Annotated in this window: 15 protein-coding genes; 13 read left to right on the plus strand and 2 right to left on the minus strand. The window is 31.7% G+C overall.

Annotation, left to right across the window (positions count from 1 at the left end; genetic code table 11):
* Positions 1-12: 12 nt before the first annotated feature.
* Complete coding sequence (locus JM80_RS02825; protein WP_144709163.1) at positions 13-3,522, minus strand: TraB/GumN family protein; 3,510 nt, start codon at positions 3,520-3,522, stop codon at positions 13-15.
* A 216-nt stretch (positions 3,523-3,738) separates the two neighbouring features.
* On the opposite strand from JM80_RS02825, the gene hemH reads away from it, so the two are divergent.
* The 7 genes from hemH (at position 3,739) to JM80_RS02860 (ending at position 11,874) form a co-directional block, all read left to right on the plus strand.
* Positions 3,739-4,770 carry a ferrochelatase gene (gene hemH, locus JM80_RS02830; RefSeq protein ID WP_013621112.1) on the plus strand — a complete coding sequence of 344 codons (1,032 nt, stop codon included), beginning with the start codon at positions 3,739-3,741 and terminating at the stop codon, positions 4,768-4,770.
* A gap of 16 nt (positions 4,771-4,786) precedes the next feature.
* Positions 4,787-5,338, plus strand: a complete 552-nt coding sequence (locus tag JM80_RS02835) for a CopD family protein (protein WP_013621111.1) — start codon at positions 4,787-4,789, stop codon at positions 5,336-5,338.
* A 95-nt stretch (positions 5,339-5,433) separates the two neighbouring features.
* Positions 5,434-8,568: a glycosyl hydrolase gene (locus tag JM80_RS02840; protein WP_144709164.1), complete on the plus strand. Its 3,135-nt coding sequence runs from the start codon at positions 5,434-5,436 to the stop codon at positions 8,566-8,568.
* Between the two features lie 27 nt (positions 8,569-8,595).
* Positions 8,596-10,074 carry a ComEC/Rec2 family competence protein gene (locus JM80_RS02845; RefSeq protein ID WP_144709165.1) on the plus strand — a complete coding sequence of 493 codons (1,479 nt, stop codon included), beginning with the start codon at positions 8,596-8,598 and terminating at the stop codon, positions 10,072-10,074.
* A 55-nt stretch (positions 10,075-10,129) separates the two neighbouring features.
* Entirely contained in the window at positions 10,130-10,510 is a 381-nt protein-coding gene (locus JM80_RS02850) for a VOC family protein (RefSeq protein WP_144709166.1), read from the plus strand.
* A gap of 222 nt (positions 10,511-10,732) precedes the next feature.
* Complete coding sequence (locus tag JM80_RS02855; protein ID WP_186439747.1) at positions 10,733-11,269, plus strand: hypothetical protein; 537 nt, start codon at positions 10,733-10,735, stop codon at positions 11,267-11,269.
* Between the two features lie 155 nt (positions 11,270-11,424).
* Positions 11,425-11,874 carry a hypothetical protein gene (locus JM80_RS02860; RefSeq protein WP_144709168.1) on the plus strand — a complete coding sequence of 150 codons (450 nt, stop codon included), beginning with the start codon at positions 11,425-11,427 and terminating at the stop codon, positions 11,872-11,874.
* A gap of 216 nt (positions 11,875-12,090) precedes the next feature.
* Here JM80_RS02860 and JM80_RS02865 read toward each other — a convergent pair whose 3' ends face one another.
* On the minus strand, positions 12,091-13,083 hold the full coding sequence (locus tag JM80_RS02865; protein ID WP_038505582.1) for an IS110 family transposase: 993 nt from the start codon (positions 13,081-13,083) through the stop codon (positions 12,091-12,093).
* Positions 13,084-13,311: 228 nt separating this feature from the next.
* Here JM80_RS02865 and JM80_RS02870 point away from each other — a divergent pair, with 228 nt between their 5' ends.
* From JM80_RS02870 to JM80_RS02895, 6 genes are all read left to right on the plus strand, one after another.
* Positions 13,312-14,217, plus strand: coding sequence for a DUF3592 domain-containing protein (locus tag JM80_RS02870; protein WP_144709169.1), 906 nt, complete (start codon positions 13,312-13,314; stop codon positions 14,215-14,217).
* A gap of 107 nt (positions 14,218-14,324) precedes the next feature.
* Positions 14,325-14,855, plus strand: coding sequence for a hypothetical protein (locus JM80_RS02875; protein ID WP_144709170.1), 531 nt, complete (start codon positions 14,325-14,327; stop codon positions 14,853-14,855).
* Positions 14,856-15,059: 204 nt separating this feature from the next.
* On the plus strand, positions 15,060-15,896 hold the full coding sequence (locus tag JM80_RS02880; RefSeq protein WP_144709171.1) for an SH3 domain-containing protein: 837 nt from the start codon (positions 15,060-15,062) through the stop codon (positions 15,894-15,896).
* A 285-nt stretch (positions 15,897-16,181) separates the two neighbouring features.
* Positions 16,182-16,436, plus strand: a complete 255-nt coding sequence (locus tag JM80_RS02885) for a hypothetical protein (RefSeq protein ID WP_144709172.1) — start codon at positions 16,182-16,184, stop codon at positions 16,434-16,436.
* Positions 16,437-16,517: 81 nt separating this feature from the next.
* Positions 16,518-17,063 (plus strand): hypothetical protein, encoded by a 546-nt coding sequence (locus tag JM80_RS02890; RefSeq protein ID WP_075694906.1) that lies wholly within the window; start codon positions 16,518-16,520, stop codon positions 17,061-17,063.
* Positions 17,060-17,629: a pentapeptide repeat-containing protein gene (locus JM80_RS02895; RefSeq protein ID WP_144709173.1), complete on the plus strand. Its 570-nt coding sequence runs from the start codon at positions 17,060-17,062 to the stop codon at positions 17,627-17,629. Before JM80_RS02890 ends, JM80_RS02895 begins: the two co-directional genes overlap by 4 nt.
* Positions 17,630-17,680: the final 51 nt, after the last annotated feature.

Here is a 17,680-nt window from a genome sequence, read left to right on the forward strand (position 1 = left end):
AGTAACTAAAGTTTAGTAATTGTAATACCCAAATTGCGTATTGTATGCATTAGGCCTGTATACTGCTGCACGTTTTCTATCCTTTAAAATAAACTCTTCTGTAACCATATCTATAACCTCATCCTGACTATAAACATCTTCAAAATTTCTTCCTTTATTTTGATAAAAAGGTTGTACACCAATTTCTTTGCTTTTTGGATAAACTATAAGGTATATTTTTTCAGTTTCATCATAACTAGTTTTTTGTGTAAACTTGTAATAATACCCAACATAATTAGTGCCCTTGTACATCAAGTCTTTCTGATTAATAAAATCTACCGTATACTTATTTCTATTGTACTTGTTACGTAGGTAAATTAAACTCTCTCCCAAGCTTTCTTGTGTGTAATAATCTTTAGGAAATACTTGTAATTTTTTAGCAACTTTAAGCTTATCAAAAAGTAATTTTCTGCTTGCAGGTTTGGCTGCTAAAGAATCTAAAATACCATTTGGTATAGATGAATTAGACCTAGCTAACAAAGCTACATAGGTTGTTTTAACGGCAGCGTCATTACTTAACAATAGTTTTGTATAAAACCATTGCACTTCTTTTTCTTTACGAAAAGGAAAAAGTAGTATTGTATAATCTTCTAACGTGTTATAAGTAAAATTTCTTGAGCCAAACACACCACTAATACCATTTACCTTGTCCTTGCCTAAATGTCTTTTAAGCTGAATTTTAGCATCATTTAAAATTTGCTTTTTATATTTTTTATAGGCGCCAACTTTTATGTGAGAATGCAATTGCAAACGTGCTAAAATTGAAAATATAGGCGCCTTGTATTCTTCTATTGCACTATACTCTAAAATTTTAGGAAACAGTTGTTTTGCTAAAGGCAAACTATCTAAATACGGTTTAAATATGGTGTTAATTTCATAACTATTACTCACCAAAGGCAAATCTTTAGACATTAGGTCTAACAATGTTTTTACAGATGCCTCATTGGCTTTAGCCGCTACTGCTTGTAATATTTTAGTTTGGGCGCTAGAGTTGTTATAAGAGTCTTCATAAAAAGTAGTAAAAAACGGCACAACCCTGTTACTTTTTAGTTTGCCCATTTGCTGTATTAAATGAGATTGTATTTTCTTTTGACTGTCATTAAAATCAAACTTAGTTACATAATGTACTAAAGAATCTAAGTGTTTAGGTTCAAAATTTATAAATCGATATCCATTAAGAGCAATACTATCATTTTCACGCAGAGCTTTAAAAAACAAAGGTGTTTTATCTTCTAAAAACGATTTACCAATAACAGTATCTACAGGGGTAAAATTATTAATAAATGTTGTCACATATTTGCTAGATTTTTGAGTGGTGTCTACAACTGCTTTAATCTCATACAACAAACCATCTTTAGATATATTTCTAACAAAAATACCTCTTGTACTTGCGGTATCTGTTAAAATTAAATTTAACTGCTCATAGCCCTCTGGGGTTGTAGATTGTTGTTCTTTATGAATTACAAAGCTCTTTTTTTTGTATATTTTTTTACGCAATGTCCAAAGAGAGTCTACACTTGGTAACATTAAAAAATCATGTGCCTTGTTTACAGAAACACTAACCATTTCTCCGTTATTATTTTGGTAGATATTGGTTTTGGTATACGGGTTGTATTCTTTGGGCTTTTTTCTACCATTATTAAAACTGTAGTTATTTACCGAAAAATTAGGTGGCTTAACCGTAGATTTTGTGGTAAAGTACAACGCAGTATCCTTTACAAAAGTAAACTCCTTTTTATAAGTTGGACTCTTTAACTCTAAAGAATTAAAATAGGTGTTTGCTACGGTAGAATCTGTGCTAACCGTGCCTAGCAAATAATAGTTTATGCCGTTTACAACAGATTTTAAAAATAATTTTTTACCAGAAACAGAATCTAAAACTGCGCTAGAAACAAGTGATTTATTTTTAGTGTCTTTATACTTAGGTTTAATTTTTAGTTGCTGGTAAAATCGTTTTTGAATTTGCTTAAGCTCAAACGTATCTTCTTCAATAAAACGTAGATCGTTTTGTACTACTCTTTTAAGAAAAAAGTAATCGTCTGTAGCCTCATCTACACCTTGCACCAAACGACTTCCCAACCTATATTTATTAGGAAAAATGTAATTAGATGGCATTTCCACAGAAAAATCTTTAAATCCGGATGTAACTTTTGCCTTTTTTAAAACATCTTTTTTTAACTTAATGGTATTAAAAATAGTATCTGAGTATTGTTGCACATAAGTACCTTCACCACCCATTTTAAAAATGATAATTTCTAAAGGTGTAATGTAAATTTGGTATCGTTGATGATCACCATTTTTAAGCAAGTTTTTAATTTCAAAAAACGGAACACCGTCTTTTTCTAGCATATTTTTCTCTATAATTTTACCAGGAATATTCTCAAAAAGCAACTCGTCAATTTTTTTAAAATCAAAAGTTCTATCGTCTTTTAAATACGAGAAAGTAGGTATACGAGTTATCATTACATAACTACCATTTGCAAGGTCTGGCACTATATAACTGGTTACATTACTATCTGTAACAGCATACATTTTATTAGGCAACATTAAAGAAAAAGCCTCATCATCTGGCGTTTGCTCCTTATAATTATTTTGCCTAAAAGTTTTAACTATTTTTTCTTTTAATTGTCTGCCTTTAAATCCAGACTTAGAGGTTAACGGCTTTACGGTATATCCCTTGCTACGCAACAAAGAAATTACACCATTATCTCCAGGTAAATGAGCCGCACCAATACCAGTAAAAACCTTATTAGTTTTTAATAATGTATCTAACTTATTAACCATATTCTGGTTGCGTATATACAGCATATTTTTTAAATAATGATTGGTATACACACCAGAGTCTAAGGAGTCTATTAAATTTATATTACGCTCTCTGTAAGCATCTTGCAACAAAAAATCCATTCCTTTTTGCTGCATTTTTTTTAGCAGCCAATCGTCTGGTTTGTCTTTCATTGCATTTAAATTTGCCCTACCCACTAAAATTGTAGATTCATTTAAATCTTCTAATGCAACTATTTTTTTGTTAAACTTTTGTCCTGCTTGGTATATAAACATATCTAAATATGTTTCCTCCTCAAAATCTTGAGCAAAAGAGCTGGTTCTGTACAACAATCCATTTAAAATACGATCTTCAAAAGCAAGGTAAGATCCCACCTGCTCTACCTCAGGGTTCATCATCATAAATGAACTTGCGTAAAAACCCTTAGGGACGTAATTGTAACGTATGGCATTTTGAGAAATATCTTCTTCTAACCACGTAGCTGGGTCCGACTCTAATGCTACTACATCACTTTTTAATAACGATTCGTAAAAAATATCATCTAACCTAAATGCCACTTTTTTACTCACATGCATTGTTCCGTACAAATAAGAAGTTTGTTTTAATCCGTTACCAGAAATCTCCCAAAGCAAACTGTTTTTTTCTTGTGCATTACCAAAACAAAGAAATAACAGTAAAACAGAACAAATAAGAAAGCGCATAAATAGTATTTTTATAAAATAACAACGTATAATTTAGTTGTAAGTTGCATTAAATATAATTATCGCAAAAAAAATACACACTAATTAACGTTACATTATGAAGATAGTAAACTTTTAAAAATGATTATAACTATTAAAGAATAAGTATAAATTATAACCAAAAGTGTTAAAGTTGAGCAACAAGCCTTATTTTTGCATTTCTAAAAAGATACAGTTGTGAAAGGAGTTTTATTAGTAAATTTAGGATCACCAGATAGTCCAACACCTAAAGATGTTAAGCCATATTTAGATGAGTTTTTAATGGATGAAAGGGTTATAGATGTACCTAATTGGTTACGTAATATTATTGTACGTGGTATTATTTTACGTACCAGACCTAAAAAATCTGCTGAAGCATATAAAAAAATATGGTGGGAAGAAGGTTCGCCACTTGTTGTAATTTCAGAACGTTTTACAGACAAGGTAAAAGAACACACCAAAATGCCTGTTGCTTTGGGTATGCGTTACGGTAGTATGACTATTAAAAACGGATTGCAAGAGCTTAAAGATAAGGGCGTAGATGAAGTTTTATTAGTTCCTCTATATCCGCAGTACGCAATGTCTTCTTTTGAAACCGTTGTGGTTAAAACAATGGAAGAAAAAGAGCAGCATTTTCCTGAAATGAAAATAACTACGCTACAAGCTTTTTATAAGAATGAAGATTATTTAAAAGTACTATCTAACAGTATAGCAAAGAGCTTAGAAGGTTTTAATTATGATCATATATTGTTCTCTTACCACGGTATTCCAGAACGTCACATAAAAAAATCAGATCCAACTAAGTTTCATTGTAAAATAGATGGTTCTTGCTGCGCTACCAACTCTGTAGCTCACAATACATGTTACCGTCACCAATGTTATGAAACTACAAAAAGAGTTACTGCTCTTTTAGGCATACCAGAAGATAAAATAAGTGTATCATTTCAATCTCGTTTACCAAACGACCCTTGGTTAAAACCGTATACAGATTTTGAGTTTGAACGTTTTCCTAAAGAAGGTAAAAAGAATTTAGCTGTAATTACACCAGCATTTGTTGCAGACTGTTTAGAGACTTTAGAAGAAATTGCTATGGAAGGTAAAGAGCAATTTACAGAAGCTGGCGGTGTAGAGTACAAACACATACCTTGTTTAAACACAGATGAAAACTGGGTTGCTGTAATGGCAGACTGGGTAAATAACTGGGAAAAAGATGGTAGCTTACCAAGCTAAATAAACTAGTGTACTAATGGAAGAATATTACCTGTATATAAAATCGCTTCACTTAATTTTTGTAATTACGTGGTTTGCTGGTTTGTTTTATATACCTAGGTTATTTATTTACCATATTGAAGCCAGTTTTAAACCTTCACCAGAAAAAGAAATATTAACAACACAGTTTAAATTAATGACCAAGCGTTTGTGGTACATTATTACTTGGCCATCTGCAATTTTGGCTGTGTTATTTGCCCTATTGCTACTTATAATTAACCCATCATTTTTACAACTGCCTTGGATGCACGTAAAACTTGGGTTTGTTTTTTTACTTATTTTATACCATTTAAAAAATCATCAAATAGTAAACCAATTACAAAAAAACCAAATAAAGTACAGCTCCAAATTTATGCGTATTTGGAATGAAGCTTCTACGCTTATTCTTTTTTCTGTGGTGTTTTTAGTTATTGTAAGAAATGCTATTAACTGGGTTTACGGTGTACTTGGCATTTTTACTTTGGCACTACTTTTAATGCTAGGTATTAAATTATACAAGCGCATTAGAAGTAAAAATCCTAATGCATAAATTATACTACCAACACAAACCACTAGTGCATTAATTTCTTTGGTTATTAGTTTTTTTCGCTATTTTTAGAGAGACTAATTACAACCAAGAACATTATGAAACTCAATCACCTAAAAAACAGCACGTTTTTGTTGCTGCTTTTATGCATTTCTCAAATTTCTTTTGCTCAAAAAAGAAAACAAAAATCTACAACAGACCAATACCCAGAAGCTTTATATAGCAGTATGCAATACCGCTTAATTGGACCCTTTAGAGGTGGCAGATCTGCGGCAGTAACTGGCGTACCAAACAAACCTAACTTATTTTACTTTGGAGCTACTGGTGGTGGCGTTTGGAAAACCGAAGATGGCGGAAGAAGCTGGGGTAATATTTCTGACGGCTTTTTTGGCGGTAGTATTGGCGCTATAGAAGTTGCACAAAGCGATCCTAATATTATTTATGTTGGTGGTGGAGAAAAAACACTACGTGGTAATGTTTCATCTGGTTATGGAATATGGAAAACTGAAGATGGTGGTAAAACTTGGACCTCTGCTGGCTTAAGTAAAAGCAGACACATACCACGTATAAAAATTCACCCTAAAAACCCTAACATTATTTACGCTGCAGTTTTGGGTAACATATACAAGCCTACAGAGGAACGTGGTGTTTATAAAAGTACAGATGGCGGTAAAACGTGGCGTAAAACACTATTTGTTAATAGCAGTGCAGGCGCTGTAGATTTAACGTTAGACCCAAACAATCCTCGTGTTTTATATGCATCTACGTGGCGCGCAAAAAGAACACCGTATAGTTTAAGCAGTGGCGGAGACGGTTCTGCTTTATGGAAAAGTACAGATAGTGGAGAAACTTGGACAGAAATCTCTAAAAACGAAGGTTTTCCTAAAGATACATTGGGGATTATTGGAGTTACTGTTTCTCCTAAAAACTCAGAACGTGTATGGGCAATTGTAGAAAACAAAGAAAAAGGCGGCCTATACCGTAGTGATGATGGCGGTAAAAAATGGACACAAGTAAACCAAGAACGTAAATTACGTCAACGTGCTTGGTACTATACACGTTTGTATGCAGACACAGAAGATGTTAATACTGTATACGTACTTAACGTGCAATACCACAAATCTACAGATGGCGGTAAAACGTTTAGCACATTTAATGCACCACACGGAGATCATCATGATTTATGGATAGCTCCAGAAAATCCAAAGAGAATGATTATTGGTGATGATGGTGGCGCGCAAATTACCTATGATGGTGGCGATACTTGGAGCACTTACAACAACCAACCTACAGCACAATTTTACAGAGTAACTACAGACAATGCATTTCCGTACAGAATTTATGCTGCACAGCAAGACAATTCTACCATACGTATAAACCACAGAAGTGATGGGCGCTCTATTAGTGATAATGACTGGGAGGAAACCGCAGGTGGCGAGTCGGCACATATTGCTGTAGACCCAACAAATAATGACATTGTATACGGTGGTAGTTATGGCGGATTTTTAACTAGAAAAAACCATAAAACAGGTACAACAAGAGCTATAAACGTATGGCCAGACAATCCTATGGGATATGGAGCAGATGGGATGAAATACCGTTTTCAATGGAACTTTCCTATACTATTTAGCAAACACAACCCTAAAAAACTATACACCTTCTCTAACCACGTACACGTTACAGAAAATGAAGGTCAGTCTTGGAAATTATTAAGTGATGATTTAACTCGTAATGATCCTAGCAAACTAGTTTCTAGTGGCGGACCAATTACACAAGACAATACAAGTGTAGAGTACTATTGCACCATTTTTGCAGCTAATGAGAGTCCGCTTAAAGAAGGCTTACTTTGGGTTGGTAGTGATGATGGCTTGGTGCACGTATCTAAAAACGGTGGCGAAACTTGGGAGAATGTTACACCTAAAAATATGCCCCAATGGTCTATGGTTAATAGCATAGAACCTTCTGCTTTTAATGAAGGTACGTGCTATGTAGCTGCTACTAAATACAAGTTGGGCGACTTTGCACCTTACTTATACAAGACTACAGATTACGGACAAACCTGGACAAAAATAACAAACGGTATAAACAATGAGCACTTTACACGTGTAGTGCGCGAAGATCCTAAACAAAAAGGATTGTTATACGCTGGTACGGAAACAGGAATGTATATTTCTTTTAACGATGGTGCTAGCTGGAAACCTTTTCAGTTAAACCTACCAATTGTACCAATAACAGATTTAACAATTAAAAACAACAATTTAATTGTTGCTACACAAGGTAGAAGTTTATGGATTTTAGATGATTTGTCTGTATTGCATCAATTAGATGAAAATACAAAAAATGCAACATCAATATTATACAAACCAAAAGATACTTATAGAACAAAAGGCGGTAGCAGTAGCAGACCATCTAAATTAGCCGGAAGCAACCACCCAAACGGTGTAATTACGCATTTTTATATTAACAAACTAGAAGAAAACGATAACGTTAAACTAATCTATTTTAATAAAAAAGGAGATACTTTAGCTACGTTTAGCAATAAGGCCAAAGAAAAAAACAAGAAATTAAAAGTTAAAAAAGGAGGCAACACTTTTGTGTGGGACACGCGCGGAAAGGGAGCCGAGAAACTTAAAGGTATGATTTTTTGGTGGGCTAGTTTTAATGGACCAAAAGCAGTACCTGGAGATTACAACGTACAATTGGTGGTTAATGGCGCTACACAAAGTAAAGACTTTACCATTGTGCCAGACCCAAGAGCAGAAGCTAGCATTGCAGATATGCAAAAGCAGTACAATTTTATAACAGAGGTAAATGAAACGGTAAACAAAGCACATACTTCTATTAAAAAAATGCGAAAAATTACAGCACAACTTTCTGCTTTTGAAAAACAATATAAAGATACTGAAGCAACAAAAGAACTGGTAGAAAAAGCCAAAACAATGCGAGAAAAGCTAGAGAATATAGAAAAAGAGCTGTATCAAACTAAAAACAGAAGTAATCAAGATCCGCTTAATTTTCCTATAAAACTCACAAATAAATTAGCGCATATAAATAGTTTAATTGGTTTGGATGATTTTCCGCCAACAGACCAAGATATTGCCGTTAAAAATGAACTAACAGCAAAAATTAACACACAACTAACTGCTTTTAATAAGGTGTTAGATGATGAAATAACCGCTTTTAATACTTCCTTTAACAACCTAAAGTTAAATTATTTATTTGTTGAAGAGTAGGCATATGTAACCCTAAATAATGTTCTAATGACACATCTATCAGAAGACGCGTACAACATAGGATCCTATAAAAGAAAATATGCGTTTGCAGAATACCCTTCTGTAAAAATTTACAAATCTTCTGATGGTAGGTCTTGGGGCAATCATCTTTTATTTGGTGATTATATAAAAATTTTAGATACCAAAATTGTAAATAATAGAGTATTTGCCAGAAGCAGAAATACCAATGGTTGGGTAAAAGTAGATGAACTTAGAAAAGAAAGGTTATTAGAGGTTAACTTTGTAGATATTGGCCAAGGAGACGGTTGCCATATTGTTACTCCAAATGATAAACACATACTTATAGATGCCGGAAAAACGGATAATATGAACCGGTATTTATCATGGCGTTTTAATTTGTATGACCGTAAATCTCCCTTATCTTTTCCGTTCACAACAATTATTAGTCATTCTGATGCTGACCACTACCAAGGTTTTGGGTATGTTTTTGACAATGATAAAATAAAAATAGACACTATTTACCATAATGGTTTAGTAGAACGCCCTGGTGCTAACAGGTTAGGCACTAAAAAAGATGGCTATTATACAAATGTAATAACAACTACAGCGCAAATGTTGCACTTAATTACAGACGCTAAAAACAGAAAAGGTGCAGGTTCTACCTATTGTAAAACACTGTACAAAGTATTAAAACATAACCCTAATGTTAGTTTTAAAGCGTTAGACATTAGCGCTAATTATTTGCCCAATTATAGTAAAGAAAGCACTGTAAATAATACTAAAAACTCAATAAAAATATTAGGGCCAATTACTAAAAAAATTGAGGGTAAAGATGCACTAAAAAGTATTAACAATTTAGGAAAAGACAAAAACGGACACTCTGTTATTTTAAAGTACGAGTTTGGTAAGTCTAAAATTCTTTTAGGAGGAGATGTTAACACAGAGTTTGGCCAAATACTACAAGATTATTACAAAAATAATGCTCAGTTACATGAATTACAAGTAGATGTAGCCAAGGCTTGCCACCATGGCAGCAATCATTTTCATTATGCCTTTATACAAGCAATAAATTCTAGTGCCACAGTAATATCTTCTGGTGATGATGAAAGTTATGCTCATCCAAGGCCAGATACTATTGGTGCGTTAGGCAAATGTGGTTATGGAGAAAAACCACTTATTTTCTCTACCGAATTGGCTAGGTCTACAAAAGAAATAACGTATATTAAACTACAAGGTATTTCTAAAATGTTTGAAGACTTAAAAATCATAAAAAAGAACTATAAAGAAGAAACCGAAGAAGCGCAAAAAAAGAAGTTTTTAAAAAGTATAAAAAAAATTAATAAAGAAATAAACTCGTTTTTAACCAAATACGGAATGATTAACCTTAGAACAGATGGTGAGCGTATGATAATTGCCCAAAAACTAGAGCGTAATGCAGGCCATAGCAAATGGGACATACACAAACTAAAGTATTCTAAAACTACAAAAAGGTTTGAGCAAGAATAGTATTTTTACGTGTTAAACCTTATTTAAAAACAAGCCTTATTTAAACCAAAAAACAATGAACCTAAACCAGGTAACTGTACCCTCTTTAGATTTAACAAAGTCTATACCGTTTTATGAAAAATTAGGGCTAAAACTAATTGTAAAAGCATTACCGCATTACGCAAGGTTTGTGTGTCCAGATGGCAACTCAACTTTTTCTGTTCACCAGACAAAAGAATTGCCAAAAGGAGAAGGTATTTATGTTTATTTTGAATGCAAAAACCTTGACGAGCAAGTGAATACTATACAACAAAACGGAATTAATTTTGACCTACTACCAACAGACCAAAGTTGGATGTGGAGAGAAGCCAGGCTAAAAGATGTAGATGGAAACCAACTGATATTATTTTATGCTGGTGAAAACAGACTAAACCCACCTTGGAGAATAGAAAACTAAATTACAATTTATACAAGCCTCTTTTTAGAGGCTTTTTTGTTACACTAGCACCAAAATATAAGTTTAGTAATACAACTATATATCACTTGGTTTGTACCACAAAAATAATTACTATATTGTAAGAAAAATAACTAAAACATACTGCCATATGTGCGTTTACATAACCCTATTGGCGAAATAAACGCAATAAATTGCGTTTATTAACTAGTTGTACAACATTTGATGAAAAACAAAACGATAATATTGATAATCGGACTTTTAGTTCTGATTTCCTGCTCTGAAAAGTCGGAATTTCTAAATGATTGCGAATGTGAAAAAATTGATTTGAAAAGTGGAATAATTGTAAACGGAAAGGAAAACCGATATTCAATTATTTTGCCAGATAATAGTTGGGAACCAGAAATCGCTGATAATGGAATAAGTGCTGGAACTTTTGGAGAAAATGCTTTTAAATATTTCGGAATTACTGAAATGAGAAAAGCAAAACCTTGGATGACTCTTGAAGAACAACAAAAGGATGTTGAAAGCAAATATGACGTAATTGAATCTGGAATTACAGACGTGTTTGAAAAGAAAGCAATTTGGAATCTTGTTGAAGAGAAATTTGATACGATACCAATAATCGGATTATATGTGACTGTTGAGCATCCAACGAATGATTTATTCTATACTGTGAACCTTGCAGTTTCGAAAAACAAATATGGGAAAAAAGAAATATGCGAACTCGAAAATATAATCAAGTCGTTTAATATGAATTAAAAAAACGTTGTACAACAACGTATAAAATTAATTGCTTTGTACAAGCCTACTTACGAAAATCCTCGCGGATTTTCTATTCGGTTTGTACTTGCAAAGTTAGTTGCTAAACCACGCAACTAATCTTATACAATACCGTTGGCATTAATTTAGAACAAATGAAAAATAAAACCTTAATAACAATTTTAACAATGGGAATATTTAGTTTTTTTGGTTGTAACCAAAACAAAAAAGATTCAAAAGAGACTAAAATCGAAAATGTAGAAATTAGTGAAGACTTAGACGAAATAATAATTAAAGAAATTGAAGTTTCTGATTTTGGTGGAGCAACACCTGAATTGACTTTGAGGAAAAGTGGAAATGCTTATCTGATTGTAGAAGTTCCACCGTTCAACGGTGGAGATGGAAATGATATAGATGGTGACGAAGATTTCCCTGAAGTAATGGAATTTGAAAATCTAATTGCTGAATATATTGGTCAAAATGTTGAACGTGAGGACAGAGAAGTATTTATAATTCCAAATGCAACGGAAGAATCTCTAAAAAAGACAAAATATTTTATGGAGAATTATTGGACATTACGAAAAGACAAGTATAAGAAAAACTAATGCTAACAAGGTATATAAATAATAAGGATTAAGTTCCAAACCCAAAGTTGGTGTATATTAACAAAATCCGCCAAATTTACAATTTGACGGTTAAATGAAAATAATGGTAAAATTGTAAATTTGGCTAAGTTCTAAACCGAAAAGTTAGCGTTTATTTATACGCTCCGTTTCATACACGTATTCCAAGATCAAATCCTAGTAATTTCTCATTAAATTTTAAGCTGCATATTGATTTAGGGCAACATATGGAGTGCCTCTTTTTACAACTGAAAACACTCTCGCTAATAATTTGTTCCTAACATTGTTTAGTGCTATCATTTTTGGTTTTCCTTCCTTTACTTTCCGTTTATAATATAATCTTAATTCTGGGTCATGTTGTATTGCTGATATACTTGCCATACTCAGTAAACTTTTCATTTTCCTATCTCCTAAATAATGACATTTTTTACGTCTATGAATACTTGTTCCTGAACTATATTCGTATGGAGCTAAACCGCAATAGCTTGAGAATTTTCGCCAGCTAGAAAAGCGTTTGAAGTTTTCAGTATGATATAATAATTGACACGCAACAACAAAACCTATTCCTCTTATAGAGAGTAACAATTTATAGTTTGAAGAAAGTGACTCATCTTCTTTTAATAGAGAATCCATTCTAGATTCAATGCTCTTAATTTGTTTGCTTAAATTTTCTATACTCCTTCTTAAAACAATACAGCTAGTATCTGTAGATGGACTGCTTAAAAGCTGCTCTATCTCTTTTAAAGTGCCTAACAATCCTGCTCTATTTCTAACTAATTGATCTCGCAAGCCTATAAGTCTACCTAACTCTTGATAAACAACACTTTTTAATTCACTAGAAACCAATTCTTCTCGATGGATCCAAGCATATCTAGCTATAATCTCGGAATCAATCTTATCTGTTTTTTCTCTAACTAAACCTGATGAACGTTTAATTTTAATAGGGCTTTCTTCCACATATGCAATTCCTTTATAACTTAGGTAACTTGCGAGTTTTAAAGAATAATTTCCTGTATTCTCAAAACAGTAAAAAACAGAAACGCCTTTGGTTTGCTTTGTTACCCAATTTAACATAGATTGAAACCCCTTAACATCATTAGTGAAAACACGGTGTTTCATTGATAAGTGGCAACTTGCATCTATTGTTTTTTTTGATACATCGATACCTACTACTTCTTCATAATTTTTCATACTTTTATATTTAGCTATTAAAATTATGTCGCATAAACTATTTCCTTTAACGGGTTCTGGTAACCTAGTATTCCAATTGGTTCTATGCAACAGTTAAGAAGAAAGAGGACTAGTACGTGTAATAAGTCGTTAACTTGAAGACCGTTTTAGTTCTCCTCTTTTCTTCTATTAAATTAATAAATCAAAATAAAGAAAACCGTTAGCAAAAATTATAAAAAATAAAATCTCTTGAGCTACATAATTTCAATAACTAGAAAGGACATTCCAAAAATTGATAAAATTGCATGGGATCTGCTAGAAAAGCTTGACCTTAGAGAAAAGAATAAAAAGCCTAGACAGGATTTTGTGACTTTAATTCAAAAATTCACATCTAAATACCCTTGTATTTCTGAATTATCAGATGAAAATATTGATGATGGAATTTGGAGCGATGGTCCATTAATTGATAATGCTGGACACGACATTACCATTCTTGGATTGACCTATGAAAAGGTAGACGAGGTTCTTCCTTTTTTAATTAATACAGCAAATGAGAATGGATTTGTGGTTTTTGATAAACAAACTAATATTATTCATCGCAGTAATGATAATAAACAGAGATGGATTTGGGCTTTGGCTATGATTCTTTCAATAGTTGTTTTTCTATTATTTATACCTAATAGTATTTATAATCTTTCTCCACTAATATTTTCAGTACTTGGTACTGCATTAACAATGTTTTGTTTAATTCAAACTTTTTACAATTTTAGAAATATTCAAGATTATCACGACAGAGTTGAGCACGGAAATGATATGAAGTTTAAACTTTTAGCTATTTCATCTATTCCCCTGTGTTTTATACTTTATATGACTTTTATAATGAATTTTACTTTTAAAAAATCAAATGATATCTCCCAATATGGAATAAAAACTAATGGCACAATAATATCAACTAATATTACTAAGACAGTAAGAAAAACAGGGACTGGCAAAATTTATTATGCTAAAGTCAAGTTTATAACCGAAGACGGACAGACTATAATTGCCGAAGAACAAATTAATAAAGAAGAACATAAAAATCTTATTATTGGTCAACAAATAGAATTGAGTTATTCTGGCAAAGACCCAACAATAGTGGAACTCAAAATAGAATAAACTTGCAAATAACTATTGCTAACAATCCTTAAACGTAGTACGGATTTTTGAGCTAAAACTAAACAATAAGCTTAACTCAACCATTATACACAAGCTAAAAAATTAATATGCTAGAAAGTTTATTATTCATATTTCTAATTTTTGTTGGAGGAATAACCTTAATAATTTCTCTAATTTTTATACTAATTGGGCTTAGCAAGAAATCTTCTAAAGTAAAAAAGATAGGTTACGGCATAGGAATTGTTTCAATTTTATGTTTTGGACTAATAGCTTTATACTACTTACTCATTTTGCCATCGTTGCATAAAAATCAAATGGATGACTTAGCTGGGACTTACCAATTGGATGACTCTTCCAAACAAATAATTGCTAAAAAAGAGTTACATAGTCAATACCCAGAATTAATTTTATTAGCGGACGGAACTTATAAATTTGATGAAATCGAAGGTGTTGGACTTCAAAAAAATGGAACTTGGAAAACGGGTGGCATAGATGGAATGTTAGAGTTTGATGTTAAGCAAGGAAGAGAATGGGCAAGTCCTTCAGGAGACGAGAATGATGCAACTTTGACCTTTGAATATCAAAATAACCAAGATGATCGGGAGAACACCAAACTAATTGTATTTGTAAAAAAATAGGTGTAAAAAAATAGGTGTAAGAAAAGCCTGTGTACAACACAACCTACAAACAATACTAACCTCAGACCTGCTCCCTCAGTCTCCTATCAGTTAATTTTTTAACACCGAATATAAATTGAAAAACCACGAATATATATTGGTGGTTACTTTAGTATTAAATAATCTTAATATTTAGACTGTTAATAATTTGAAAAGATTACAGTTATGATTAAGAGTACTCACATATTAAGCCTAGTGTTATTATTTGCTTCTTTTTCTTGTAAAAAACATATTACCCCACAAAAGAACCAAATTAGTAATGAAAAAAAAATATTAGCAAACGATGAAGCTTCTATAATTAGTGCGGCCAAAATAGCAACAAAAAATACAGTAGATTTAGACATAATATCATCAAAAGGAGTATCTATTATGAGTAAGCATATAGTTACATTTGATTATGGTCATGATAATTTTTTAGATGCGCTAGTGTTTTGGGGGTTTAAAAACAACTCAGACAATTCATTTTATAAGTCAAAAATTTTATTCTTAAGAAATAATGGAAAAGAATTGATAGCTACAGATTCTTTAACTTATACAAGTAAATACATAATACCTTCCCAAAGCAAAACCTTTTACTCTAATAGAGGTGATGGTATTATAATTGAAAAATACTCTTCTGATGCTTACGGAAAACTATCGGATACTATTAGCAGCAGAGGAATAGTTATTTATCTTAGAAATTCATTATCCCTTGATCGTATATCAACCAACGATATCAAGTTCAACTTTACAAGAACAAACCATTGGAAATACGTATCAGCAAAAAAAGGTCTTTATTGCAGAGATCAGCCCGGAAAAAAAGGAAAAGTAATTCATACATTAAATTACGGAGAAGCTGTAAACGTTATCCGAAGAACAAATAAAGAATTAACAATTTATAATGAGGATATTAATGAATACATTACTGGAGACTGGGTGTGTATAAAATTAAATACAAACAGTACATATGCTACTGAAGGTTATGTTTTTAATGGTTATTTAACAGACGATAATCCTAATTAAAACACAGTAATTAATTAAAGTTATTGCTAATATATTAAGGCTTAAGTATAAAGATCAAAAACCAGTGAGTGATTTTGGGCCATTCTTTGATACACCTTCAAAAATTTTAAAATGGAATGGAGATGGAACATTTAGCGAATAACGTTTGCTAATAACGTGTACAATTAATTGCTAGTTCTCGGCTACTTACGAATCCCAAAGCGTATGGACTCCCCGACTTTCTGCATATTATTTATTTGTTAACTTTAGTGCTTAAACTACATAAACACATTAGCACACATAAATATGAGTGAAATTCTTAAAAAAATTAAACTAGAAATTGATAACTACGCAAAGGACTCTAATTTAACTGAATTACAAATAGTTGAAAAATTAGAAAAACACTACTTTAATAAAAAAGTAAACGATAATTTAAAACTGTACAAAAAAGGGAAGAAAAAGGTAAGTGACATTACAAAGGATCTGAAAATATCTCCACGAAAATTTTATGCAATTTTAGAAAGGAAGAAAATAGAACACAAAAAGTACAATAAAGGCTAAAAAACTGAGAAAATATAGGAACCTAAAAAATGTTGATTTAGTATACTTGCGTATTCTCAAAGTTTAGAATAACAATACATAATGCCAGAAAACAAAACTATTTTTTATCAATCTAAAAAAGAAAAAGTTATACGAATACTTGTGTTTACTATTCTTCTGCTCTTTTTTATAGGATTATCAATACTCTCTTTAACAATGTTTATGAGTTTTTTTGATGGCAAAACTATAACTGATATAAAATCTATATTTTTCTTAATATTTATGTCTATTATATTGCTTTCTCCTGTAGTAATTTCAATTTATTTACTGCTATTAATATACAATCAGTTTAAACAAAGCAAAGTAATATGTGAAATTGATACTAACACTATTTACGTTTCTGACTATACTATCTGGATAAAAAAAACAAGAACCATCCTTAAAAAAACCACAATTCCGATTGCTGATATAAAAAGTGTAGAAACTAAAAAAGTACTTTTTGAAACAATTATAAAGTTAGATTTTACTCTAAATAAATATAACACGCTTAAAGGAGGTATAAACTCCACTTTAAATAGAATCTCTGCTAAAGACAAAGCATTTTTTAAAAACAAAATTGAAGCTACACATAATAACAAAAACATATGAATGCGCTAATATTAGACAAAACATTTACCAAAGAAAATTTTACTATAAATAGATTGCCAACCGCAGAGTATGACAATTGCATTTTTAAAGAGTGTATTTTTGCTGAAGCTTTTTTGTCTGATGTTAATTTTGTAGAATGTACGTTTATTGGCTGTGATTTTACCAATGCAAAAACCAAGAACACTTCTTTTAACAACACAACTTTTAATAATTGTAAGCTCTTAGGAGTACTGTTTAACAGCTGTAATCCTTTTTTACTATCATTTACCTTTACAGATTGTAATTTGCAGCTAGCATCGTTCTATACGCTTGCTATTAAAAAGACGATGTTTAAAAATTGTAACTTAGAACAGGTAGATTTTTCTATGGCTAACCTAACCCAGTCTAGTTTTGATGGCTGTAATTTAAAGAATGCTATTTTTGATGATTCTAACTTAGAAAAAGCCGATTTTATAACCGCTTATAACTATACTATAGACCCCGATAATAACAACTTAAAAGGTGCTAAATTCTCTAAAAATGGCTTAGCTGGTTTGTTAACTAAATACAAGATTAGTATAAGCTAAATTTAACATAACAGTTTTATTTGTAACTTGTTAAACATAAAACCTTTTAAA

The sequence above is a fragment of the Cellulophaga sp. RHA_52 genome, from assembly GCF_007827205.1.
Classification (GTDB): domain Bacteria; phylum Bacteroidota; class Bacteroidia; order Flavobacteriales; family Flavobacteriaceae; genus Cellulophaga; species Cellulophaga lytica.